This is a genomic window from Microcystis panniformis FACHB-1757 (assembly GCF_001264245.1).
Lineage (GTDB): Bacteria > Cyanobacteriota > Cyanobacteriia > Cyanobacteriales > Microcystaceae > Microcystis > Microcystis panniformis.
In genome coordinates this window covers 4055971-4079552 of sequence record NZ_CP011339.1, presented here as the reverse complement: position 1 = coordinate 4079552, position 23582 = coordinate 4055971, and the positions used below count along the sequence as shown (strand labels likewise).

Sequence of the window (23582 nt, the reverse complement as noted above, 5' to 3'; positions counted from 1 at the left end):
CCCATTCTTGAACTCCAATAAACTAGGTTTCCATCGTAGGGTGAGGCGTTCCCTTTGACCTTCACATAGCGTCGGATTTCCGTTTCTCTATGTTCGTACAACCTTAGAGGATTATTTTCTTCTCTGGTTGTGAAAGCCCAGTTATTGCCACCTATTGTGTGAAAGTGTCTTTTAGAAATCCACTTTCTTCCTTTGTTTCGATGGCGTTTTATCCCCCATTTGATGAGTTTATGCCCTAGGATGTGGGTTAATCTTTCAAAGATTTTCTGACTAACCACTGTTGAGAAGTAATTGCACCATCCTCTTATTACAGGGTTTAACCTTTTAATGAGTTCAGCTTGGTTGATTCCCTTGCTGGTGTTTATGATGCGTTTAAGTTCTCTATAGTGTCTTATTTGACTCTCTTTGTTAGGGGTTATTATTGTTTTGAAACCAAGCAGATTACCTCTGACTTTTCCCGAGGTGTATTTACCGACGGGAAATTGTCTTATATTAAACCCTAGAAAGTCGAATCCAGCTTGTTCGCTTTCATCTTCTCTCAGTGTGTGGGCTATTCTTGTTTTACTTGGTTTTAACTCAAGTCCGATGTTTTGTAACCATCCCTCTATTTCCTTTTTGATTAGGAGAATAACCCCTAGGTTTTCATGTAGTACCACAAAATCGTCTGCATATCGGATTAAGGTCACTGATTTTATTTTGTCTCTAACACTCATTTGTGTCCCGTCTTTGCGTTTCATGTCAAATGAGGGTGCTAGATTCATAACCAATTCCTCTAACCCATGAAGTGCTATATTTGCCAATAATGGCGATAACACTCCGCCTTGCGGTGTACCTTCTGAGGTTGGGAATAACTGTTTGTCGTCTATGACTCCTGCTTTTAACCATGATTTGATTTGTTTCCTCATGGTTGGGTAGGTGTTAAGTTTTTCTAACAGTTTTTGATGGTCAATGCGGTCAAAGCATTTAGCTATATCTGCATCAAGAACATAGGGAGCATCTCACCTTTGCAATGAGCATAAATACTTAGTAGAAAAATAGGCTTTTCGAGGGTAATTCTTGTTTTAATTCTCCATGTACGCGGTCTTTAAAAGCCTCTATTTCGTTCCAAGACACGATTAAGAGTGGCTTTTAGGCTAAGTATAATTACTCATCGCGTAAGTGAGATGCTCCCAGAACATACTTTGCCTTTTTGTTAATGGCTTGGAATATCCCTGCTATAGCATCGTGACAAGAGCGTCCTACTCTAAATCCATAGCTGTTAGGCTCGAATTTGGCTTCCCACTCTGGTTCTAGTACCAGTTTAGCTAGTGCTTGTAAGGCACGGTCTTTCATGGTAGGTATTCCTAAAGGTCGTTTTTCGCCGTTGGGTTTGGGAATCCATACTCGGCGTGTGGGTTTGACCTTTGTTCCCAAGTTTAGTTCAGTAGACCTCTTGCATAATTTTTTTATGGTATAATATAAGGTTTTGCTTTTTTCTCAATTCTTAGATTGAAGTGGAAAAAAGAATAAAATGTGATCTTAGGTGAGGAAATCATCTATAATTTTGCTATGTTTATTAGCAAAATTATGGATTATCAAAACTTATCAGATGAACAATTCAAACGCCGTTTCGGTGTGTATAAACCAACATATAGAAAGATGGTAGAATCAGTAAAAAGTGTTGAAGCCGACTCTAATTCACCATCTAAAAGGGGACCGAAACCTAAACTATCTATAGAAGAACAAGTTTTAGTAACGTTAGAATATTGGCGAGAATATAGAACATATTTTCACATTGGTACAAGCTGGGAACTATCAGAATCAACTATATGTCGGATTGTAAATAAGACGGAAAAAATGCTTTTACAATCGGGAAACTTCCGTTTAAAAGGAAAAAAAGCTTTACTCAATCAAGCAGAGATACCGGTCATAACGGTAATGGATGTAACGGAAACTCCCATTGAACGCCCCCAAAAGAAACAGAAAGATTTTTTGGGAGGTAAAAGAGGTTATCATACTTTAAAATCCCAATTAGTAGCTGATCAAAATACCGAGGAAATTATCTGTGTCTTTTGTGGGAAAGGTAGAGGTCATGATTTTAGTTTATTTAAAAAAAGTCGAGTTCGTTTTCATCCTTTAACTACCAGCATAGAAGACAGTGGTTATCAGGGAATAGCTGCATACCATAGTAATAGTTATACACCGAAAAAGAAATCGAAAAATAGAAAATTAACAGAGTTAGAAAAAGAGTATAACAAGGCTTTAGCCAAAGAAAGGATTATCATTGAACATATAAATAGGAAACTCAAAACCTTTAAAATCTTATCCTGTAAATATCGGAATCGTCGTCGAAGATATAGTTTAAGAGTTAACTTGTTGGCGGCTATTTATAACTGTGAGTTAGGGATAGGTATAGCAGCTTCTTAAAAGTTGCCTAAAGATTAATCAAGTCAAGGAGAATTTATTCTCAATTTTTATAATTGAGATAGTTTGTGCCGCTTAAATAAAGAGGTTTTGATAACCAAATTAAAGCATATCTAAAGAGTTTTGAGTTAAAAGTTAAACTTCAAGTTTTCATTCAGAACGAATGTACTGGTTAACTGATTTTTTGGGGAAAATTAGTTAACCCATCATTATAACATATAATTAATTTGCAAGAGTTCTAGTCATTAGGGTTAACCGTTGTTTTGGGGTTAGAGATTTAACTCCATCCACACCTGCGGTTTTCTTTCCTTGATTGTCTTGGGTTGCTCTACGCACCGCTAACGCTTTAGCACTGTAGGACTTTAACAATAATTTTTGGAGTCTGTGAACCTTCTTGACATCTCCACAACTAGACGCTCTGAAAATTCGTTTTTGTAACTTAAAAACCTGACGTTCAACCTTTTTCCAATTGATGTCTTGCCAAGTCTTCCATTTATCCATCTGTTGAACAGTGGTCATAACTTTTACATTACTACTTACAACTTTTCATTCCATGTAATCGTGAGTCCGTCTGCATATCCTATTCGTTACAAATAGGCGTTGGCTTTTGACTCAATCTTTCCCTACTATTACCTGCTGTATTGCAGAGTTTTCGTCTTAGCTGACTGCTCTTAGTTTTCGACCTTTACTAAAGAGTAATAATAGGGTTACTTCGTTCCTCATAACCTTTGGTTTGTTCCCTTTAGGATGTCATCTTTTTACCGAGTTTTTGGGTAACGCTTGGTATATCGATACAAATCCTTATACCACCCTATACTATTGACCTTTTGGTACTGGCAGTGTGTCAGCCTTATTTCACTGCTTCGCCGTAACGGTAATTCGGACGATGACTTAACTTTCGTTATCCATAGGAACTTGCTTACGGTTGACTTATTTAGGCTATAAGTCGCTTTTTCCGCTCGATTCCCTGCTTTACGGATTGATGGCTAGTCGCTACCGTAAGGGCGTTTGCTTTCATTCCTGCGTCTGGAAGGTAAGACTTGGGGTTTCTAGGATACTAGCCCTCACTTACAAGGTTATGAAGTTGTCATCTGCTGAGGATTAAAGTGCGTACTCAACCCAGTTAGGGTTACTCAACAGAGGCCAGTCATCCCCCTATTTCTAGGTTTCGACTGAACGAATCGCACTTTATAGCGGCGTTTTCATCCCTATCCAAAACACATCCACATTTGCACTGATGGGTTCTAGTCGATAAAGATTTTTTGACAGTTTCACCACAGTTTGAACAGTTTTGGCTTGTATAATTCGGTGAGACAGCAATCGTTATCTTGCCGAATTTAACCCCAAAATACTCTATCCATTCCCGAAACTGATACCAGGCCGCATCATTTATCGATTTAGCTAGACAATGATTCTTGACTAAGTTCTTAACTCTTAAATCCTCGTAGGCTATCACATCTAAGAAGCGAACTACGCACCTTGCTAATTTCACAGCAAAGTCTTTACGTTGCCTACTTACTTTAAGGTGAGCTTTAGCTAATCTTTGTCTAGCTTTTTGACGATTTTTACTTCCCTTTTTCTTTTTAGATAATCGCCTTTGAAGTCGTTTTAATCGTTTCTCAGACTTTCTCAAGAATTGAGGATTATCAACCTTGTTGCCATTGTGATCTGTATAGAAAGAAGCCAAACCTACATCTAAACCAATACACTTACCTGATGGTTTAACATCTTCTTTAACGTCACAAGAAAGGACAAATTGACAATAATAACCGTCCGCTCTCCGAATCAACCTAACCCGTTTAATATCGGATTCTTGAAAGTACCCTAAATCCCAAGTTCCTACCAACTTAAGAACACCAATGTTTTTCTTGTCAGTGAACTTAACAGTTTTAGGGCTAAGAAGCTTCCATCCTGATTGTTTGTATTCAACAGAGCGAGATTTTTTAAATTGAGGATACCCCTTTTTGCCTGATACTTTACGTTTACAGTTGTCGTAAAAACGACTAATTGAACTCCAAGCACGTTCAGCACTTGCCTGTCTAGCAGTTGAATTAAGTTCATCGGCAAATTTAAAGTCCTGAGCTAATTCTTTAGAATATCGGTATAAATCGTTCTTACCCGTACCTTTTGTATCCATCCATAACCTTACACATTTGTTACGGATGAATTGAGCAGTACGAATAGCATCGTCTATGGCTTGATACTGTTGAGTTTTAGCTTTAACTTTAAACTCTAAGACAAACATTTTACGCACGGGTTACTTAGATAAAATCAGTATAGCACAATAAAAGTTAAGTTAACAAGCTATAGTTTAAAAAGCCGTCCTAAAAGGACGGGGCTTTAACCCAAAATTTCGGTAAATTTTAGTCAAACATTTGATTTACTTAGTTTCTAATCCTCTTTTTAGGTAGGAGAATTGTCAGAGCCTTTCTCTTGCCTATTGCCTATTGCCTATTGCCTTCAGAAACTGATAACTGATAACTGATTAATTTCCTCGCCAAAAGATAATCGAATTATTGAGAGGTTGGATGGTGGTGCCGGGATAATAGAAAGCGAGAATTTGTTCGGGAGACCAACCCAAACGGGCTAAATTATAGGAACCAAATTGACTTAATCCTACCCCGTGGCCGAAACCGCCACCAATAAAGTTATAACCCTGGATCTGTCGATTGGTATCGTAGATAGGATCGATGTAGAATAGGGTACTGCGAGGCGGTCCAAAAGCGCTACGCACCTCATTTTTATAGAGTTCCAAAATCCCCTTATCGGTTTGAATGGTCATAGTCAGAATCCGACCAGAAGGAGAGCGCTTAGTCACTTCCATCCATTGGATTTTCTGGAAGTGGGCGAGGGGATGTTTTCTGCGTTTTAGATAGGTTTCTAGGTCTTGACTCAAATCAGCTAAAGAAGCTTGTTTTTGCCAGCGAAAAACCCGTCGCCCCGTCTCATTAAAACCATCTTTAAGATTAATAAACTGGCGAAAAGTTGTCTCATTAGCGAGAGATTGTTTCGACAGATCCCAAACTCGATTAGGGGAGTCTACCACTGCCCGGAGATAAGGTCTTTCTTCCCCATCCCACACATCACTAAAGAGGGCAGTTACCCCGCCGGTGGTGGAGGAATAAAGGGCATCCACTAACTCATTTTGGTAGGTTAAAACCAGGCCTCGCGTGGCTGCGATCGCTTGATCAGCCCGGGGATTAGTTCCCGTCAATCCATAATAAACTTGACAATGGGTATCGGCACAGAGTTCGTAATTATCGGCTTGAAAACGGCGGAGATTGCGGAGGGCGTAGGTGCGGGCGATAATAGTTTGCGCCTGGGTGGCACTTTCTGGGGCATCATGACCGATTTCGTGGGGTACAACCCCGCGCAGGTAGGTTTCGAGGGGAACGTTATTAACTAGGGTAAAAGTGCCGTAGGCGTTGGGCTGTAGGCGCATAGTTCCCCCGTACAAACGTACCTGATCGGGGCTATGGGTGACTTGAATCAGGTTTTTTTGGCTCTCGATTTCTAATTCTTTGGGAAAATAGCGCACCCCGTTGATCTGGAAAGAAACTTGCGGCTTTTCTTTGAGTAAAACACTATTAATATAGGGTTGATTGTGGCCTTTGGTTTGCAAACTGGTCAGCAACCAACGTCGCACTAGGGGATTTTCATAAACTTCTCGCTTTGCCCAAACCTGCCAGCGTCCGGGTTGGGTAATTTCCACTTTAATGCCCATTTTTGCCCAATTTTTGGCACTATTTTCGGCGGTTTCAAAGGTGGCGTGGTCGCTTAAAATGACTTTTTCTTGGAGGATGGGAGAAGCGAGGGGACGGGGAATAACTTCTAATTGTAGGCGATTGGTTTGCAGGGTTTGGGATTGGCCATCTTCTCCCACCATGCGGAGGGTGAGATTATCACCACTGGTACTGCTCAGGGTTAATTTTTCCTTGGCTTCATCGCCAAAACGTTGGACAATGCCCACTCTCAGAAGCACATCCTTGGCCATAGCGGCAGGAATTAGGGTTAAACTGAGCAAGATCGCCGCAGTTATAGAACCGATGCTAATTATTGGTTTTTTTTCCTTGATTTTTAGCATAAAGTCAAGTATCTGTTAATAAGTTTTCATAAAAGTTGACGATATTCAGAGATTATAGCAGCAAGCCGTTAGGGGTTAGGAAGTGGGGAAGTGGGGAAGTGGGGAAGTGGGGAGGTGGGGAAATGGGGAAATGGGGAAATGGGGAAGTGGGGAAATGGGGAATTTCAGCTAAAACCCTAAAACCCTAAAACCCTAACACCCTAAAACCCTAACACCCTAACACCCTAACACCCTAACACCCCAACCACCAACAAAGCATCTAACTTCCCCCATCGCTGATAATGCGTAAACGTACCATTTTTTGCCCACCCTCATCCAGTTCTACTTCGATCACTTCACTGGTTAAACTTTCCAAACAGGTTAACATCGATCGCAGATGGGGATTACTTGCTCCCGTATCCACATAAAGGCGATCGGACAAACTACCCAAACGTTTCCAAGTAGTATAAAGTTTAGCCACGGCCTGCTCTAATTGTGTGGCTTGTTTAACCAGATCCGCCGCCGTATTTAGACAATCGACGCGCAAAGCTTCTTCTAGAGCCATTTCAATATCTAAATTACCCCGTCGGAGAGTTTGTACTTGGGCCGCCGCGTCGAGATATTTGGCTAAACTGCGTGCTTCCGAGGTGATTAGTTTTACCGTATCTACATCGGGATTAGCGGCGATTTCTTGACGGAGAGTTTCGATATGAGTATCGGGTAACTTTTCTAATTCTTTGACTAGAGGAGCGAGATGACGCGCCGGTAAACTGCCATCGCCGGCTTTTTCCTTCACCTCATCGGGTAGTAAGTCTGAACTCATCGCCGTCCATTCATCGGCCAATTGCTTCACTTCCCGACGGGTAATTCTCTCCCCTTGTCGGGCCGCATCACTGACTAATTTTTGAATTTCGGGGGCAGATTTGGCCGTTTCTACGAAGGCGCGTTTACTGAACTTATTGATACTATCGGGATCCAGTTGTCCTTCTGCCAGGAGAGTATCGGCACTATTAGCCAATTGAATCAGAGCATAAGCTTGACTTTTAGTGATTTCTCGCTGTTTTAACCAGTTTAAAAAGCCTGTACCGCGACTATCACCGCCTTGCTTCTCCCGGTCGCGAATAGCTCGTAAAATTCGCCCCCGCCAGATTTCCGTTTGCAAATCAAAGCGATCGCAGACTTGCCAAAAAGAATCCAGTTGCTGCTGAAAGTCATGATCTTGGATGGTTTCATCTTCGGGATCCGGCAGTTGAAAGTTAAACTCTAGAGGCGTTTCAAAGGCATCAATGATCGCGGAGGTGTCGGAGGAGAACGTCGCAGCATCAACCATAGGATAGACTCGGCAGTTAATCGGGCATTTTATCTTAACTCGCTCAGGCAACCCCCGACAAGCCGATTAATCGTCAGGTAAAACCCCACACCCCACACCCTGTCCCCACGAAAAACTTTTTGCTGCAAACCCTAGTTAGGGGAAGCATTGGGGGGACTCGGACCGGTGACGGGTGCGGAAGGTGTCGTCCCGATCGTGGGACTCGGACCGGTGACAGGTGGGGAAGGTGTCGTCCCTGGATTGGTATCGGTGACGGGTGCGGGAGGTGTCGTCCCTGGATTGGTATCGGTGACGGGTGCGGGAGGTGTCGTCCCGGTCGTGGGACTCGGACCGGTGACGGGTGCGGGAGAAATCGGTGGATTGGAAGGGGGATTATGACTCAAGAATTGCCAAGCGATCGCAGCCAGCAAACCGAGAACACCGACAGCGATCACTACTACGACTAGGGGTGAAACCCTAGTGAGCGCGGGGGGAGAAGTACGACTAGAAACCGAAGAAGATGCAGGGGGGGGAGTGGGTATTGCTGTCACCACTTCTTCTCCGGGGTAGGTGTCCCCGCTGTGATCAAAATCTTGGTCATTAAGATCGGGAATAATCCGTTCTTTGGCCTCAGCATAAACTAAAGGCGTGACAGGTTCAGCCGCAGGAACTACCCGACAATAAACTAGGGCGATGGTGGAGTTATCGTGACCGTTTTTCTGGTTAGCTAGTTGTAATAAACTTTCCCCCACGGCGGTTACATTTTTCTCTCCTCGCAAAAGAGGCACAATTTCACTGTCCCAGTATTGTTCTACCCGATCGTAATCACTTAAACCATCGGAACAGAGGAGAAAAACACAATCTTGATCAATAATCAACCTCTGAACGGTGGGATGGAGATTATTGGCGCTACTCATGCCCAAAGCTTGCACCAAGGCCCCCGCGTTGGGATACTGTATGGCATCACGATAGAGGAGATAGCCTAATTTCACTTCCCTGGAAGCGAGATCGTCATCCACCGTCACTTGATGACAACTGTGGGCAGTAATCCAATAGATGCGGGAATCCCCCACATGGGCCGCGTACATTTCCTGGGCCTGGGCAAAAGCCATAACTAGAGTCGTACCCATGCGCTGACGATCTTGTCTTGACTCCTGATCATTGCGTTGACTGATCAGATCATTGGTGACACGAATCGCCTGTTCGAGGACAAGACTGTAACTATCGGGATAGACTTCAATATTAGTGGTGGGACTGGGATTAATTTCCCTAGACAGGGTTTCGATCGCTAATTGAGCAGCGATTTCGCCCCCTTCCTGACCGCCGATGCCATCACAGACAATCGCCAGGGGATTTTGACCATGAGCGAGGGTTATGGCCTGATTAGTCGGGGGATAACAGGCATCCTCGTTGTGTTCCCGCATCAGACCGGTATCAGTGCAGGTAAAAATCTCATAGCTGCGTTCTTGACCTCCACCGTAGTGCTGTAGTGCATAATCGAGGATAGCGATCAGGGATTCCGGGCGATCGAGATCACCGGATTCTAGCTCTTGGGTCAGGGATACGAGAAAATCTTGAATATTAGCGGCTGCCGTCGGGATCAGACCGGTCCAGAAAGCTCCTAAATCTTTTAAATTGGGAGCGGTGGCCTCATCTTTGCTTAATTCTAGCAATTGCAGCAGCTGATTATTCACTCTCGTCAGCGAAGGGTTGAGCAGACTAGAGACTACAGCCTTTCTCTGAAGGGGATGCCAGAGTTTGGCCATTTGCCATAACCAGTGAATTTGTCTTAAATCGGAAGCTTGCGACCAAACCTCGGCTAGAGTGGGCAATAGTTCCGGATATATTAATTCTCCCGTTTGATCGAGGGGAATAGTGCCGTATTCCAACAGCCAGATGTCCATATTCAAGCGTTCATCGGGACTGGGAATATAGCCATAGACTTGGGGAATGTGGAGATGGAAGGGTAACAATTTTAGGTAGAGGGAGAGCCAGCTAGGAGGTTCTTCCGGTGCTTGGGGTGCTTGAGCGGGTTTAGTATCAAGAACAATTTGTGGTTGTTTGACCAAATAACGATTATCAATTAGCTCGCCAACATGATAATAGGTTCTCACCCAATCACCCATCATCCATAAATAGCGCTTAACTAAAGGAGTACCGCATTTTTCACAGAATCTATTAGTGAGAGCGTTCGGGGATAGACAGGTTAGGTTTTGACATTGGAGGGTTGTCACGGAATCCATGAAAACTGCTGACTCCTAAAGCGCGGTTAGTATAGGTTAATAAAATAGCGTGTTTTTATCCACGATGACTGCCAGTGTATTCCAGTGTTTCCCAAATTTTAACCTTTGTCGCTCGATCGAGAATAATTAATGCTGACAGTGCCATCTCTATAGGTATGTCTGGGGTGTGGGGTGTGGGGTGTGGGGTGTGGGGAAGTGGGGAAGTGGGGAAGTGGGGAAGTGGGGAAGTGGGGAGCTTTTCAGTGATCAGTAAACAGTGAACTGATAACTGATAACTGATAACTGACTCCTATCTCCTGACTCCTAACAGTTTCTAAATATTTTTCCACATCAGCAAAGAGCGAGTTTGAAAGCCGAGATTTTGGTAGAGATTGAGAGCATTGTCGTTATTGATGAAGACTTGTAAACCGATGCGGGTTTGTCCGCGACTTTTTGCCCAATCCTTAGCTCGATCGATTAGTGCGGTGGCGATACCTTGGCGACGATGCTGGGGATCGACGTAAATCAGGAAAATATGACCATAGCGATCGCCTGTCACCTGATCGACGGCGCTCCCCATCCAGAGACAAGCGATCGCCGTTTGTTGTCCTTCGACGATCCACAGGGGAGTATCGAGGCCAAAAAACTGTCTGACTGTATCAGCTAGATGGGAGAGGTTTTTTTGTTCGGGAAAAAATTCTTCATAGGTGCGGGTGAGAAAATTAATGAGTAGATAGCGATCGCCCATTTTGCCCAGTCGCAGCCGATAATCTTCGGGAAGGTTAGCCATGCCAAGGATAAAAGAAAATTATGCCCAGGGATGGCTCGATCGGAGCTGGTGCCGCTAAATCTGCCGGTAAAAAAATCCGGATGCCGGTGGCAACCAGAGCAACTAAAAACACTAAGATAGTCAGGAGCGGGGCGATATATTGCCGAAAAAAAGCCATAATTATTTGATCTCTACACTGCTGTTCCTTCTATTTTAGGGATTGCCAGTTAAGATATCAGCAATTAAAAAAAAATTCACCCAAAAAAAAGTGATCGGCATACCGATCACTAGAAACCGACAACTAGACTTTGACATCCTCGCCGCACTTTTAGGGCGGCGATTCCTAAACCTCACGATTTAAGTTTCTGCTTCCACCACCGTCGCATACCACAGTTAAAAAACCATGTACTGTCTTACACAGAGTCCACAGACTTTCGCCCCATTTCAGAAGCCCGATTCCGTGTGTCCCACGGTACGTTGACCGCCTATAGCTTCTTGTACTTGTTGCGCGCGACTTTTTACCCGGCCAAGCTTTTCTGGTCGGAACCCCCTAAGCCGAGTTTTCAAGGTGCTGCGCCGTCCACTTGGTTTTCGAGACTGGCCTTTTAATTCTAACGTAAAGCCAACCTAGAACGGCGGGGTTTCAGACCCAAAATTTCCGATGACTAAACACCGATTAAATCTAACGAAGGTGCAAATAGGCCGCCTCTGCTTCCAATTGACGCACTAAAGCTTCATTTCCCTGCGCTCTAGCCACTTCCAGTCGGTGTTGTAAATTTCTGCGGAGTGTTTCCCTATGAGCGACGGCGGCTTGTGTTAGGACTTGCTGACGATTTTTGTTCATGATGGACAGACTTTTGAGCGACTTAACTTACCTTATATCTAAATCATAACATTCTCCTTGGTAAACTGTATCTTTAGCTACTGAATTTGGCGTTAAGATTTATTAACGGTGTTGGCAACCCTAGGGACAAGTCAATGACGGAACAGGCACTAATAACCCTTACTAGCGATTTTGGACTACAGGACGGTTATGTGGGCATTATCAAGGGAGTAATCGCGGGAATTGCCCCCCATGCTCGCACGATCGATCTGAATCATCAAATTTCGCCCCAAGACCTTTACGCTGGTCGTTTTGTCCTCCTGAATGCCTATCAATATTTTCCCCAAGGCACTATTCATCTGGCAGTTATAGATCCAGGGGTGGGAAGCAAAAGACGCGGGGTAGGGATTCGTTTTGCCGGTGGTTATTTAGTCGGGCCAGATAATGGTTTATTTAGTGGTATTTTAAGCCAATCTCCCGCTATATCTGCCGTTAATCTCAATAATTCTTCCTATTGGCGCACCCCTAACCCTAGCACGACTTTTCACGGTCGGGATATTTTTGCTGCTGTGGCCGCTTATTTGGCCCGGGGAGTACCCCTAGAAATGTTAGGTGAGATGATTGATCCCGATAGCTTGCAACAATTAGCGATCGCTGTTCCGCAAATCGAGGAAGATAAAATCAGGGGTCAAATTCAATATATTGACATTTTCGGCAATTTAATCAGCAATATTCCCGATTATCTCCTAGAAGGAAAAAATTGGTCAGTGCAGTTAGGACAAAAAATTATCCCCACAAAAAACACCTACAGTGATGTTCCTTGGGGGGAAATAGTCGCTTTTATCGGTAGTCACGGGGGGTTAGAAATTGCCGTCAATAGTGGGAGCGCCCAAAAGCAATTACACCTAAATATTGGCGATGCGATCGAGGTTAGAATAGATAGGAGTCAGTGATCAGTGATCAGTGATCAGTTATCAGTGATCACCGATCAGATTTGAGTTTTAAGGGTTCTTAGTTACTTGATATAGTTTGATCGGGTGGCATAAATCCACTAAATCCTTATCTGGCAAGAGACTTAATTGATTAGTTCGTTCTAGATCAAAAACAATTGACAAAAATTGCCTAAGATGTTTCTCTATAAGGGTTTCATCCCTTATAACCCCCGTCTATTGCATAACACAAACCGAAGAACCGTTTTAAGTTCACTGATAACTGATAACTGATAACTGATAACTGATAACTGATAACTGATATAGCCTTTTAATCAATTCTCATACTGATATCTAACCAAGTAGAACGGGTAATCGGGGCGCTAGTAGAAATATAATCTACTCCTGTTTCGGCAACGTTGCGAATGCGATCGAGGGTAATATTTCCCGATGCTTCTATTTTGGTTTTACTATTAAAATTGCGGATCATCTCCACAGCAGTTTGCATCATCTCTAAATCCATATTATCTAACATAATGATCTCTACCTGCTGCTGCAGAGCTTGATTCACTTCTTCTAATTGACTGGTTTCTACCTCAATTGTGAGAGGATAGGGCATATTTTGCCGTACACGAAGCACTGCTTCCTCGATGCTGCCGGCTGCTTGAATATGATTATCTTTAATCATAATTGCATCATCTAACCCCAAACGATGGTTAATAGCGCCACCGATACCGGAGGCATATTTTTCTAAAATTCGCAATCCGGGGGTAGTTTTGCGAGTATCCACCAATCTTGTCGATAAATCGGCAATTTTCTCCACATATTTGCGAGTTTCACTAGCAATCCCACTCAAGCGCATGGCAAGATTTAAAGCGACTCTTTCCCCGATTAACAACGCATCGAAGGAACCTTCTATCTCGGCAATAACTTTAGACTTGGGGCAGAATTCCCCCTCGGCAACGGTGGGGGTAAAGTGAATAGTGGGGTTAAGTAGTTGAAAAACTCTTTCAGCTACGGGTAAACCAGCAATAACTCCCGCTTCCTTGGCAATCCAACTAGCTTGACCGATTTTAGCATGACCGAAGAAAATTGCTTGGGTGGTGCGATCGCCTCTACCGAGATCTTCTCGTAACCAGTTTTCTAACAAGGGATCAAGAACTAATAGGGGCGGTAACATAGAATTTATCGAAACAATCGGGACGTATTTATTTTAAGTCTAGGAATGTTTGACATTTTTGTAAACTTTCTTTAATCGAAACTTATCCCTTCATAGATTAACTCGATCGCACAGTGAAAATCGAGACTAGATAGAATAATTTCTTCCCCTTGACTATAAGCGCAGTAAAACCAAATTTTATCTTCACCGCGACGATAAACCTCAACACTGATCGATTCAGGATCGACTAAAACGTATTCTTGTAAACTAGGAATCTGACGATAATATTGTAACTTTTTAGTGCGATCATAGTTTCCTGTGCTGGGGGAAAGCACTTCAATAATCACTTGTGGATGTTGAATAAAATTACGAGATTGTCTATCCCTAAAATCGCAACTAATCACCAAATCGGGATAAAAATAACGACTATTATTAGCTTGTACTTTCGCATCAGATACATTGACTCGACAGCCTCGCGGACGGAGATGAAATCTTAAAGCAGTGTAAAAATTCAAGGTAATATCATTATGGGGCAGACTACCCCCAGTCATGGCGATAATTTCCCCATCAATGTATTCATGGCGCAATTCCTGTGTAGCTTCCCATTCTAGATACTCTTCCGGGGTCATTCTTTCTGGGTATTGAGGTTGAGCGATCATTTTTCTTTTTCCTTGTCAACTAACTAAATTAATATCCCATTTCCTTTTTATGTTATACCATTTTCTCAGCCAAAGATTGAAGAATAGTCATAATTAAGCGGCGACTGATTACCCTAATGATAAGATGGAGAGAGAAAGCATTATTGTCGCAGGTCGCTAAGATGACGAAAACAGTTGCCGATATCATGACTCCCAATCCCATCACCGTCACCGCTAACACTTCTCTGTCCGAAGCAGTGAAGATTTTGGCCGAAAAGCGGTTTAGCGGTTTACCCGTGGTGGATGACAATATGCGACTGATTGGGGTTATCTCCGAAACTGACCTTATGTGGCAGGAAACGGGAGTAGAAGCTCCTCCTTACATTATGCTCCTCGATAGCGTCATCTATCTACAAAATCCTAGCCGTCACGAGAAATTACTCCATAAAGCTCTCGGTCAAACCGTGGGGGAAGTAATGACCGATAAACCTATTAGTATCACGGCTGATCGCCCTTTGAAAGAAGCGGCCTCGTTAATGTATGATCGTCATGTGCGTCGTTTACCGGTGATTGAGGAAGAAACCCACAAAGTAATTGGTATTATCACCCGCGGCGATATCATTCGCGATATGGCAAAATCGGAAGCATAATGGCTTTTCTAGGGCAAAAATTAACTAAAAGGTCTTGAACAAATGAATCAATCTCAGGAAACGGTTACTTATTCCCTAGAAACTATCTTGATGCGGATGGAGGGAAAAATCGATTCGTTACAAAAAGATGTGACGGATTTAAAGGTAGGACAAGCGGTGTTAACGGGAAAAGTTGAGGGAATAGAAAATCGACTAAACTCATTAGAAGGAAACCAAAAATATCAGGTTTGGGCATTAATTGTCCTCTTAGCTGGGGCAATTGTGAAAACTTTTTTTTCCCTCGATCCCCCCTTAATAAGGGGGCATCTGATAATTTTTAACGCCTACCTACTTAAATTCTTATTTCCCTGGCAATTTCTCTAAAAACTATCAGAATGAAGCGCCGTCAATTTTTCATTAATTCCGCCCTAACTGCTGTTAGTTTTTCCCTAATTCCTAGAAAAGTTGTTAGTAATAATTTTCCTCTAATTAAACCGCCACATCTACAACCGGGGGACGGAGTGGGTATTATTAGTCCGGCGGGGGCAACTTTTAAAGAAGATGATTTAAATATAGTTATCGAAGCAGTTAAAGCTTTAAAATTAGTCCCAAAAGTTGGTCAATACGCTTTAGATCGTTATGGTTATCTAGCTGGTAAAGATAGGGAGCGAGCCTCGGATATAAATCGATTTTTTGCCGATGATAATATTGCCTTAATTTTACCAATTCGCGGCGGTTGGGGAAGCTCTCGTTTATTGCCTTATCTCGACTACGATTTAATTCGTCGTCATCCGAAAATTATCTGTGGTTTTAGTGATATAACCTCTTTATTGTTGGCTATTTATGCCAAAACTGGTTTAGTTACTTTCCATGCTCCTAATGGCTTTTCTAGTTGGCGCAGCGCTCAAACTGAAAGCTTTCGACGGGTTTTATTTTCTGGGGAAAAGTTGACTTTTAGAAATCTTCCCGATCCCGATGATGCTAATCGTTTAATGCAGGTAAAAAATCGCATTCAAACTATTACTAAAGGTCAAGCAAAAGGTAAATTAATCGGTGGTAATTTAACCACTTTAGCCTCAATAGTTGGCTCTCCCTATCTACCTAATTTTAACGGAGCTATACTATTTTTAGAAGATATTGGTGAAGATGTTTATGAAATTGACCGCCTGTTAAATCAATTAAAATTAGCGGGAATTTTCGATAATTTATCTGGGTTTATCTTCGGTCAATGTAGCAACTGTAGCGCCGATAGTGACTATGGTTCCCTGACTTTAGAAGAAGTGATCCGAGAATATATTCAACCCTTAAAAATTCCCGCTTGTTTAGGTTTAATGATCGGACATTTGCAGATTATTGAAACTATTCCCATCGGTATTGAGGTAGAATTTGATGCTAATCGGGGAACAATTACTATGTTAGAATCAGCGGTTAATAACTAGGGTTTGCTGAATAAATCTAAAAACCTTTTTGGATAAGGCTTTTAGACTTTTTTCCCCTCAAAAAGTGCTGACCATTGGAGTGATCGGGGGTAAAATTCCTGGACTTTTTCCCTGAAAATTAGATAACTGACTATCTCAAAATCGGTAAAACCCTACACCCCACACCCCACACCCCACACCCCACACCCTGCCTCCACCAACAAACTTTTTCAGCAGCTCCTATATTAATTTTTGGGGTACTGATAAGTAGTTGGAAAAAAGTAAAGTTAACTGTGGGGTAAGGAGTCAGTCCCGATGAAAAAATTTTCACCCCCACAGATGAAAGAGGTTTCTTTCCCTACACCCCACACCCCACACCCTCTTTCAAGTCAGAGGAATGTAGCGAAATATACGGAGCGATCGAACCAATTTGTAATATATGTGGCCTATAAAATAGGATGATGCGAGCGTTGTCCACACTTGCATCGGGAGGGAACCGTGACGACTTTTCTGGCTTCGCTCAATTTACTGCCTTCTAGTTCTGCCGCTGCCAATTTTCGGCCTGGAGAATGGACTTTTCCCACACTCTACTCCACTCTGGCTCCCGCTGCCCTAGCAGATTTAGTTTTTTCTCGTTACGAGATTGATGTACCGAAAAATTGTCAATTTTGGCATCGGGGTTTAAGTGATGTGTATCTCCTCGAAACCATGACAACTCCTTACATTTTGCGAGTGTCTCACTGCCATTGGCGCAGCAAAATGGAAATCGACTTCGAGTTAGAATTATTAGATTATCTCGATCGCTCTCAGGTTCCCGTCGCCGCGCCAATTCGCAGCAAAAACGGTGATTTATCCCTAGAAATTAATGCTCCGGAAGGGAAACGTTACGCCGTCCTTTTTCCCTATGCTCCGGGGGGAATTGCCATTGGGGATATAGATATAGAGCAAGCCTATCATTTAGGGGCGATCGTGGCTAATTTACATCAGGTGACGGCAGATTTTCAAACCCTAGCCTATCGTCATCCCCTCAACCTCAAATATCTTCTCGAGGATTCCCTGCAAATTATTGCACCTTTTCTGCACCAACGACCGAGCGACCTAGACTGTGTCTTAGAAACCATTGGGGAAATAGAGGAAGAAACCGCTAAATTACCGACAGAATCTCCCTATTGGAGCATTTGTTGGGGCGATCCTCATAGTGGTAATGTGCATATCACCCCTGATAATCAGATGACCCTATTTGATTTCGATCAGTGCGGTTATGGTTGGCGAGTTTTTGATATCGCTAAATTTCTGCAAGTTTCCCTACAATCTGGTTTAAATCGCCAGGTTCGCCACAGTTTTATTCAAGGTTACGATCAAACAGTGCCTTTAACCGATGGTGAATTATCTTGTCTTCAGTATCTCACCCAAGCGGCCTATATTTGGTCTTGGTCAATTAGCTTAAATAACCTGCGTTTAACCGATTATAGTCGTCTCTGTGCTAATTATTTTAGTAGCCGTTTGGCCATTCTCAAACGTTTAAGAACCCAAGAATGGGAATTATTCTAAGCAGCCTTAATCCTGTTGGTGACAGCAGGCCCTAACTAACCAAGATCAACTTTCTTGCCGGTCAATGGCCAAACGAGGTATCGATCCCTGTATGCTGGTAAGTATAGATAATCACTAGGTAAAGACTTTCTTCTCCATCTGCCAAAAGTGAAGCAAGCTTTACCGCTCTTGAATAGTCTCTCACAGCCTTACAGACAGATGGTATTATGTCCAGAAGAAAGAAGAAGTTTCCCTGTGGTCACAAGGGTTATGGCCAAGTCTGCCATCATTGCGCTCAACTAGATGCCGCTTGGGAAGAAAGAAAACGTCAAAAAAATGCCTGGGAAGCCACTTTTTCCCAAGATCCGATCGATCTGCGGGAATTACCGAAAAATGTGGTACTTAAAGCTAGGGAAATCCTGCAAGGATTACAAAATCACCGCAATTATCGAGATTTCCACGGTAAACGATTGCGACACGATCGCTTTATTATCAGTATCCCCGTTACCCGCAATTATCGCCTCATCTGTCGCGACCACGGCAATCTCCTCGTCCCAGAAGCGGTTATCTCTCACGAAGATTATAATGTTTGTAAACCGGGTAGGTGAAGCTAATCTTTAGTTCGCTTGGGAAGATTTATCGCTGTTTATATCTTCCCAATCCGGCAGCCAATTTTCAGCGAGAATCTCCTCCAGACTAGCTAATACTTCCACGGGGAAAATACTGGCATCTAATCTGGTTTCGTCAATCATCAGATTGCGAGCATCGAGATAACATTTGGCTAAAATTTCCCTTAAATAGGACTTTAAGCTGGGACTATCTTCTAAAAGATCAGCAATTTGTAGGCGAAAATTCCTGATTTCTTTTTTCCATGCTGCTTGGTTGTAATCTCGTTGGGATTGCCAGTAGGTTAACTTCAGTAAATGTTCTAGGAGTCGAGTTAAGAGACTCTTAAGCGCTCGTCGATTATTTTTCCCCAAATCTGCTAACTCCTCTAATAAATTCTGCCAATCTACCGCTTGAAAATCCCCCCGACGCAATTGGTTGATAGTGTTTTCTAACCAAAGTTGATAATCGCTATCGTAGAGATTTGGCCTGGTAATATTCATCATTTTTTACTCCTTAATTGCACTGTTCAGAATCCTTGCTGATAGCTTCCCAATCCGGCAGCCAATTTTGATCGAGAATCTCCTCGAGATTAGCTAACACTTCCAGAGGGAAAATACTGGCATCTAATTCGGTTTCGTCAATAAGCAGATTGCGAGCATCGAGATAACATTCCTGCAAAATTTCCCTTAAATAGGACTTTAAACTGGGACTATCTTTGAGAATTTTTTTGATCTGAATCCGAAAATTGCGAATTTCTTTTTTCCATCCAGCTTGATTATAATCCCGTTGGGATTGCCAGTAAGTTAACTTCAGTAAATGTTCTAGGAGTCGAGTTAATAAACTTTCTAATGCTCGTCGTTCACTTTTTCCCAAATCTGCCAACTCCTCTAATAAATTCTGCCAATCTACCGCTTGAAAATCCCCCCGACGCAATTGGTTGATAGTGTTTTCTAACCAAAGTTGATAATCGCTATCGTAGAGATTTAAAATAGTAATATTCATCATTTTAAGTAGCTGGTTATAATTAAATTAAAAATGGATTTTAGGTTCGATCCCCCCTGCCCCCCTTAATAAGCTATCCATTAGTCACATCTTTCTTAACATAAAATTTGACAAAAAGAGAAAAGTGTGCAATATGGCTCAAGGGGGTTCTATAGGGGGACTAATTTGATGAGATAGTTTCCAAGTCTGGCTGATATCATGTTACCTTCGCAGTCCCAACCAAATAGTTTTAACACCTGGTTCACCGTCGCCTTTTCTACCTAAAAAACCCCCAAGAGAAGCAATCATTCTGACCGCTTCTGGCCAAGGAGGGCGGCTTTTCAGGTGGCGGACTCTTTTTATGAATAGTGGCACACAAAGATTGCCATTCATGTTCTTCCAAAAAACTTTCACAACTCTCCTCTCCGTGTAAGCGTGCTTGATAGGTTAACCAGAGTAATCTCCAGGCTACAATTGAATAGGTAGCTAAAGCCATCTCAATTCTCCGACCCGTTTCTAATTGCAGTTTTTCTAATCCACAACCACTTTTAAAAACAAAATGATAGCGTTCTATTAACCAGCGATAACTATACCAGCGCACACAGGTTATCGCCGATTCAAAGCTACTAATGTCTAGGCTAGTTAAGAGGAGCCAACTGATAGGATTAACTCCGGGACGCGGATTTTCTTCTTCAGCTAAAATTACCTGTAATTTGACCGGTTGACGAGGGTTCGCTTTTGAGTGATGCTTAGGTACTTGTATTTCAAAACTGGCAAATCTAACTGTTAGTTTAGCTAGTCTAGCCTCGTGATTAGGATTGCGTTTTACTTGCACATCTAGGCTACCACAGGCTTTAACTTCTCTGATGGATTGATGTAAATATTTAGGCTCTGGATGCCCTGACTTTTGCTTGTCTTCGAGATAGTTAACTTTTCGGTTATGAGTTCCTCGGATTAATAAATGAGAGTTAGGACTTCTTGATTGGGCAAATAAATCAAATATGTCTGCCTCACAATCTCCGATTGTTACTACTTGAATATCTTCGGGTATTTGTTGTTGTGTTTCTGATAAAGAATCTAACCATCTTTGACTTTCTTTTTCTTCGGTTTCTCTTTTTTTTCTTTGCTTGGCAATCCCTAAATTATTTTCTTCTCTTGCCCAGACATATTGATTAATTAGTCCTAAAGGTATTCCTTGCGGTGACACTCCTAATGTGGTATGAACTTTGAGACCAAAGGATTTTTTATAATCTAGATAACCCATTCCTTTTTTGGCTTTTTGCGTCGTAAAGTCTAAACTTGTTGTGTCTTGCACTGCCAAAACTATTGGATGTTCTTTGATTCTTTCTACTGTACTTTTGGCTTGGGCGGCAATTATATCTGATGGGTGAAAATAGGGGGAATTCCAAAAGTCGTAGGTGGCACTCGCTGCGGCTAGATTTCCCGAAGCTTGTGGCACACTTGTACTAGGTTGGCTGGCCAAGTTTTCTACGATACTGATTAACCTTTTCTTTCTTCTGGTGTCCCCTAGGTCTGCATATTGTAATTCTTGGGCTGCCCATTTCTCCATTTTTTTGCTTACCTCCACCTTAATTCCTTCTTTCAAAACTATACCTATCAATCGTTTCCCCTTTTTTTAAGTTTCTTCTCTTTTTGTTAAGAAAGATCCGACTAATGGATAGCTTAATAAGGGGGGTATCTGAAAGTTTTTAACATCTACCTACTTATAATGGTATCATATTTGGTGATTTATCTAAATCACCATTGTTTTATAATTATGATTGGTAATTTTTATGCAAGAAAAAGAAGTCTCTGTAATTATTCCAGCTTATAATAGCGAACTATACATTGAAGAGGCGATTAATAGCATTCTAAAACAATCCTTTAGTCGCTGGGAAATGATTATTGTCAATGATGGTTCAACCGATAATACTCAAGCTATCATTGAAGAATTGATACTAAAAGATAACAGAATTAAATTGATCGTGCAAGAAAATAGTGGTTCTGCATTAGCAAGACACAGAGGATTTATACATTCTCAAGGAAAATATATTTATTTTTTAGATGCAGATGATCGCCCTAAAACTAATGCCTTAGAAAGATTATACTTAGCTTTAGAATCATGGACAGAAGCTGTTGCTTCCTATGGAAATATTGTCGAAGTTGATCTAAATAATAATAGGATATTTCAACCTAATTCCCTTGTGGAGGAACTAACTCCAATTGATCTGTTTACTCGCATTATTGAACGAGGTATATTTTCTATGGGAGCAGTTTGTATTAGACGAAGTTTTTTAACTTCAGAAGACTTTTTAACTCATTTAACCATTGGCGAAGATTGGTTATTCTGGTGTCGGTTAGCTACTAAAGGTCTTTTTGTATTTATCGGCGAAGATCCCATTATTGAAATTCGTCGTCATCAGACTAATAAAACAAAAATACCAATTTCTGAACTGGTGAAAAATTGGGACAAAGCTAGAGAAATTATTTTTACGGATCCGGCTGTTAGGCAAAAATTACCTACTAGGTTATTGGCTAAACATTACCAAACAAATAAATTTTATACCTATTATGATGTTATCAAACTATCTTGGCGATTACAAGCTTATGATTCAACTGTGATCTATCTGGGTAAATCAATGATTACTATGATAGAAAATCCTCTGGGATTTTTCCATATTACAGGAAGATTTAACCGAGAAATTTGGCGATATTTGCGTCATCTTGTCAATTCTTGGCAGATATTTATTGTAAAATATATCAGCAACAACCACCAGAGCCAGAAGTAAAAAGGATTAATAAAAATGAGTAAAACATTAATTATTGGTTTAGGAACGGGGAGATGTGGATCGCTTTCTTTATCTTATTTTTTAAATAATCAACCTGGAATTAAAGTTCTCCATGAAGGAGCAATTAATTACCAAGCCCATCCCTTGAAATGGTATAATGATCATGAAAATGTTTGGAAATGGATAGAAAATCTAGATAAACTTTCAGATTCAAACCAATATTTTGGCGACATTGGGATGTATTTTCTTCCCTATGTTGCTTTCTTAATTGAAAAATTTCCTCGCAGCAAATTTATTTGCCTGAAACGAGAAAGAGAAGCGGTAATTCACAGTTATTTGCAATGGACTCAAGACCATAATCCCTGGTATGAACATAATGGAAAAACCTGGAAAAAAAATGAAGTTTGGGATGCTTCTTTTCCTAAATTTAACGAGTCTGATAAGGCTAAAGCTGTGGGATTATATTGGGATATGTACTATGAAAAAATTGAAAAGTTAATTGAAAAATATCCTCAAAATATCTGTTGTTTTCAGACAGAATCTCTCAATGAGGTGAATAGCAGAAATGCCCTGTTAGATTTTATTGAATATGATGGAGATAGAAATCTAAAAGGACAGTATCATACTCATAAAAAAAGAGCTATCTTTGCTAAACTTCGCCGTAATTTTGCCGAGGTTAGTATTAGCTTAGGTAAACGGATTTTACCGAAGTTCGTTCGTCATCAATTATGGATTAAGTTTGCCAAGTTTTTTTATTATTAAAGCATAAAAGAAATGCTTAAAGCTTACTAAAAAAGTCCGATTCAAAACTCCAGAAAAACTCTGACAAACTTTTCAATTATTATCCCCACCTATAACCGTCCCAAAAGATTCAAAACCTGTTTAGACTCGCTGCTTAATCTCGATTATCTCTACGATTACTATAATCATTGCTGCCAAAAAGTCCAATTGTTCACTTCCAATAATTATTCCACAAAGTCCGACAATTTGACGTTTTCTTCGCCCTCGCCGTTGGAGAAGCTCGGCAATTTCGCGATCGCTGGTTAGGGTCTGGTTATCCCCTAGTTTATCTTGCCGCCGCGATCATTGATCCTGCCCATCACCTCACCCCGAGTAAATGCTGGCGACAACCTCAAGGGGTGACAAGAAGCTGAAAAAGGAGACTGGGAAAAAAGCTGATAGCTACAAAAGGTCTTAAGCGGCGGTTATATCTATTAAAGTCTATATTTATCAAAAAGTTAATTGACTAGAATCTATAAAAACGTTAGGATTTATTGTAACAAATAGTTGTTATTGAGGAGGGCATAGGAA

Annotated in this window: 22 protein-coding genes and 4 pseudogenes; 11 read left to right on the top strand and 15 right to left on the bottom strand. The window is 41.6% G+C overall.

The window, feature by feature from the left end:
- Positions 1-173: 173 nt before the first annotated feature.
- Together VL20_RS33040 and VL20_RS19500 are read right to left on the bottom strand one after the other, a co-directional pair.
- A pseudogene (locus VL20_RS33040) lies at positions 174-977 on the bottom strand (reverse transcriptase domain-containing protein); the annotation flags it as partial.
- A 166-nt stretch (positions 978-1143) separates the two neighbouring features.
- The gene (locus tag VL20_RS19500; protein WP_369800416.1) at positions 1144-1413 is read right to left on the bottom strand and encodes a reverse transcriptase domain-containing protein; all 270 of its coding nucleotides are present in this window, start codon (positions 1411-1413) and stop codon (positions 1144-1146) included.
- Between the two features lie 135 nt (positions 1414-1548).
- Between VL20_RS19500 and VL20_RS19495 the strand changes: the two genes are divergently transcribed.
- Positions 1549-2406, top strand: a complete 858-nt coding sequence (locus VL20_RS19495; protein ID WP_052278519.1) for an IS5-like element ISMae4 family transposase — start codon at positions 1549-1551, stop codon at positions 2404-2406.
- Between the two features lie 234 nt (positions 2407-2640).
- Here the strand turns inward: VL20_RS19495 and VL20_RS19490 are convergent.
- The 3 genes and pseudogenes from VL20_RS19490 to VL20_RS19480 all read right to left on the bottom strand — a co-directional run.
- Positions 2641-2922, bottom strand: a pseudogene (locus tag VL20_RS19490) (reverse transcriptase N-terminal domain-containing protein); the annotation flags it as partial.
- Between the two features lie 628 nt (positions 2923-3550).
- Positions 3551-4648 carry an RNA-guided endonuclease InsQ/TnpB family protein gene (locus VL20_RS19485; protein WP_052277512.1) on the bottom strand — a complete coding sequence of 366 codons (1098 nt, stop codon included), beginning with the start codon at positions 4646-4648 and terminating at the stop codon, positions 3551-3553.
- 240 nt (positions 4649-4888) lie between these two features.
- Positions 4889-6487: a SpoIID/LytB domain-containing protein gene (locus VL20_RS19480; RefSeq protein WP_052277511.1), complete on the bottom strand. Its 1599-nt coding sequence runs from the start codon at positions 6485-6487 to the stop codon at positions 4889-4891.
- 35 nt (positions 6488-6522) lie between these two features.
- On the opposite strand from VL20_RS19480, the gene VL20_RS31305 reads away from it, so the two are divergent.
- Positions 6523-6675, top strand: coding sequence for a hypothetical protein (locus tag VL20_RS31305; RefSeq protein ID WP_158499372.1), 153 nt, complete (start codon positions 6523-6525; stop codon positions 6673-6675).
- Between the two features lie 71 nt (positions 6676-6746).
- On the opposite strand, the gene VL20_RS19475 is transcribed toward VL20_RS31305, so the two are convergent.
- Complete coding sequence (locus tag VL20_RS19475; RefSeq protein ID WP_052277510.1) at positions 6747-7796, bottom strand: hypothetical protein; 1050 nt, start codon at positions 7794-7796, stop codon at positions 6747-6749.
- Positions 7797-7927: 131 nt separating this feature from the next.
- Positions 7928-10018 (bottom strand): PP2C family protein-serine/threonine phosphatase, encoded by a 2091-nt coding sequence (locus tag VL20_RS19470; protein WP_052277509.1) that lies wholly within the window; start codon positions 10016-10018, stop codon positions 7928-7930.
- Between the two features lie 74 nt (positions 10019-10092).
- Here VL20_RS19470 and VL20_RS29535 point away from each other — a divergent pair, with 74 nt between their 5' ends.
- A complete protein-coding gene (locus VL20_RS29535) occupies positions 10093-10278 on the top strand; it encodes a hypothetical protein (RefSeq protein ID WP_128575263.1) in 186 nt (61 codons plus the stop codon).
- Between the two features lie 53 nt (positions 10279-10331).
- On the opposite strand, the gene VL20_RS19465 is transcribed toward VL20_RS29535, so the two are convergent.
- The 3 genes from VL20_RS19465 to pirA form a co-directional block, all read right to left on the bottom strand.
- The gene (locus VL20_RS19465) at positions 10332-10787 is read right to left on the bottom strand and encodes a GNAT family N-acetyltransferase (protein ID WP_043996362.1); all 456 of its coding nucleotides are present in this window, start codon (positions 10785-10787) and stop codon (positions 10332-10334) included.
- Complete coding sequence (locus tag VL20_RS31875; protein WP_167341559.1) at positions 10780-10944, bottom strand: hypothetical protein; 165 nt, start codon at positions 10942-10944, stop codon at positions 10780-10782. The genes VL20_RS19465 and VL20_RS31875 overlap by 8 nt, the downstream gene beginning before the upstream one ends.
- 504 nt (positions 10945-11448) lie before the next feature.
- Positions 11449-11610 (bottom strand): arginine synthesis PII-interacting regulator PirA, encoded by a 162-nt coding sequence (pirA, locus tag VL20_RS31870; RefSeq protein ID WP_002765458.1) that lies wholly within the window; start codon positions 11608-11610, stop codon positions 11449-11451.
- 134 nt (positions 11611-11744) lie between these two features.
- Between pirA and VL20_RS19460 the strand changes: the two genes are divergently transcribed.
- Positions 11745-12542, top strand: a complete 798-nt coding sequence (locus VL20_RS19460; RefSeq protein WP_052277508.1) for an SAM hydrolase/SAM-dependent halogenase family protein — start codon at positions 11745-11747, stop codon at positions 12540-12542.
- A gap of 307 nt (positions 12543-12849) precedes the next feature.
- On the opposite strand, the gene nadC is transcribed toward VL20_RS19460, so the two are convergent.
- Complete coding sequence (gene nadC / locus VL20_RS19455; RefSeq protein ID WP_052277507.1) at positions 12850-13698, bottom strand: carboxylating nicotinate-nucleotide diphosphorylase; 849 nt, start codon at positions 13696-13698, stop codon at positions 12850-12852.
- A 71-nt stretch (positions 13699-13769) separates the two neighbouring features.
- Entirely contained in the window at positions 13770-14336 is a 567-nt protein-coding gene (locus VL20_RS19450; RefSeq protein WP_004162239.1) for a Uma2 family endonuclease, read from the bottom strand.
- A 161-nt stretch (positions 14337-14497) separates the two neighbouring features.
- Between VL20_RS19450 and VL20_RS19445 the strand changes: the two genes are divergently transcribed.
- The 5 genes and pseudogenes from VL20_RS19445 (at position 14498) to VL20_RS19425 (ending at position 18500) form a co-directional block, all read left to right on the top strand.
- On the top strand, positions 14498-14965 hold the full coding sequence (locus VL20_RS19445; RefSeq protein WP_012265148.1) for a CBS domain-containing protein: 468 nt from the start codon (positions 14498-14500) through the stop codon (positions 14963-14965).
- Positions 14966-15007: 42 nt separating this feature from the next.
- Positions 15008-15256, top strand: a pseudogene (locus VL20_RS19440) (hemolysin XhlA family protein); the annotation flags it as partial.
- Positions 15257-15339: 83 nt separating this feature from the next.
- A complete protein-coding gene (locus VL20_RS19435) occupies positions 15340-16383 on the top strand; it encodes a S66 peptidase family protein (RefSeq protein WP_052277505.1) in 1044 nt (347 codons plus the stop codon).
- A 477-nt stretch (positions 16384-16860) separates the two neighbouring features.
- Positions 16861-17913 (top strand): phosphotransferase enzyme family protein, encoded by a 1053-nt coding sequence (locus VL20_RS19430; RefSeq protein ID WP_043995549.1) that lies wholly within the window; start codon positions 16861-16863, stop codon positions 17911-17913.
- Between the two features lie 206 nt (positions 17914-18119).
- Positions 18120-18500 carry a DUF7682 family zinc-binding protein gene (locus VL20_RS19425; RefSeq protein ID WP_002747647.1) on the top strand — a complete coding sequence of 127 codons (381 nt, stop codon included), beginning with the start codon at positions 18120-18122 and terminating at the stop codon, positions 18498-18500.
- Positions 18501-18509: 9 nt separating this feature from the next.
- On the opposite strand, the gene VL20_RS19420 is transcribed toward VL20_RS19425, so the two are convergent.
- The 3 genes and pseudogenes from VL20_RS19420 to VL20_RS19410 all read right to left on the bottom strand — a co-directional run bounded on the left by VL20_RS19420 (position 18510) and on the right by VL20_RS19410 (position 21052).
- Positions 18510-19004 carry a DUF29 domain-containing protein gene (locus VL20_RS19420; protein WP_052277504.1) on the bottom strand — a complete coding sequence of 165 codons (495 nt, stop codon included), beginning with the start codon at positions 19002-19004 and terminating at the stop codon, positions 18510-18512.
- A gap of 10 nt (positions 19005-19014) precedes the next feature.
- Complete coding sequence (locus tag VL20_RS19415; protein WP_052277503.1) at positions 19015-19506, bottom strand: DUF29 domain-containing protein; 492 nt, start codon at positions 19504-19506, stop codon at positions 19015-19017.
- Between the two features lie 135 nt (positions 19507-19641).
- A pseudogene (locus VL20_RS19410) lies at positions 19642-21052 on the bottom strand (IS4-like element ISMae7 family transposase).
- A gap of 223 nt (positions 21053-21275) precedes the next feature.
- On the opposite strand from VL20_RS19410, the gene VL20_RS19405 reads away from it, so the two are divergent.
- Together VL20_RS19405 and VL20_RS19400 are read left to right on the top strand one after the other, a co-directional pair.
- Positions 21276-22271 carry a glycosyltransferase family 2 protein gene (locus VL20_RS19405; protein WP_052277502.1) on the top strand — a complete coding sequence of 332 codons (996 nt, stop codon included), beginning with the start codon at positions 21276-21278 and terminating at the stop codon, positions 22269-22271.
- A gap of 15 nt (positions 22272-22286) precedes the next feature.
- A complete protein-coding gene (locus VL20_RS19400) occupies positions 22287-23033 on the top strand; it encodes a sulfotransferase (RefSeq protein WP_002743515.1) in 747 nt (248 codons plus the stop codon).
- Positions 23034-23582 lie beyond the last annotated feature (549 nt).

Bases quoted from the DNA above. Each gene is read 5' to 3' on its own strand.
- VL20_RS19415 (WP_052277503.1), bottom strand. From the start codon at position 19,506: ATGATGAATATTACTATTTTAAATCTCTACGATAGCGATTATCAACTT.
- VL20_RS19495 (WP_052278519.1), top strand. From the start codon at position 1,549: ATGTTTATTAGCAAAATTATGGATTATCAAAACTTATCAGATGAACAA.
- VL20_RS19485 (WP_052277512.1), bottom strand. From the start codon at position 4,648: ATGTTTGTCTTAGAGTTTAAAGTTAAAGCTAAAACTCAACAGTATCAA.
- pirA (WP_002765458.1), bottom strand. From the start codon at position 11,610: ATGAACAAAAATCGTCAGCAAGTCCTAACACAAGCCGCCGTCGCTCAT.
- VL20_RS19480 (WP_052277511.1), bottom strand. From the start codon at position 6,487: ATGCTAAAAATCAAGGAAAAAAAACCAATAATTAGCATCGGTTCTATA.
- VL20_RS19475 (WP_052277510.1), bottom strand. From the start codon at position 7,796: ATGGTTGATGCTGCGACGTTCTCCTCCGACACCTCCGCGATCATTGAT.
- nadC (WP_052277507.1), bottom strand. From the start codon at position 13,698: ATGTTACCGCCCCTATTAGTTCTTGATCCCTTGTTAGAAAACTGGTTA.
- VL20_RS19400 (WP_002743515.1), top strand. From the start codon at position 22,287: ATGAGTAAAACATTAATTATTGGTTTAGGAACGGGGAGATGTGGATCG.
- VL20_RS19450 (WP_004162239.1), bottom strand. From the start codon at position 14,336: ATGATCGCTCAACCTCAATACCCAGAAAGAATGACCCCGGAAGAGTAT.
- VL20_RS19435 (WP_052277505.1), top strand. From the start codon at position 15,340: ATGAAGCGCCGTCAATTTTTCATTAATTCCGCCCTAACTGCTGTTAGT.
- VL20_RS19420 (WP_052277504.1), bottom strand. From the start codon at position 19,004: ATGATGAATATTACCAGGCCAAATCTCTACGATAGCGATTATCAACTT.
- VL20_RS19465 (WP_043996362.1), bottom strand. From the start codon at position 10,787: ATGGCTAACCTTCCCGAAGATTATCGGCTGCGACTGGGCAAAATGGGC.
- VL20_RS19460 (WP_052277508.1), top strand. From the start codon at position 11,745: ATGACGGAACAGGCACTAATAACCCTTACTAGCGATTTTGGACTACAG.
- VL20_RS19405 (WP_052277502.1), top strand. From the start codon at position 21,276: ATGCAAGAAAAAGAAGTCTCTGTAATTATTCCAGCTTATAATAGCGAA.
- VL20_RS19425 (WP_002747647.1), top strand. From the start codon at position 18,120: ATGTCCAGAAGAAAGAAGAAGTTTCCCTGTGGTCACAAGGGTTATGGC.
- VL20_RS31875 (WP_167341559.1), bottom strand. From the start codon at position 10,944: ATGGCTTTTTTTCGGCAATATATCGCCCCGCTCCTGACTATCTTAGTG.
- VL20_RS19445 (WP_012265148.1), top strand. From the start codon at position 14,498: ATGACGAAAACAGTTGCCGATATCATGACTCCCAATCCCATCACCGTC.
- VL20_RS19470 (WP_052277509.1), bottom strand. From the start codon at position 10,018: ATGGATTCCGTGACAACCCTCCAATGTCAAAACCTAACCTGTCTATCC.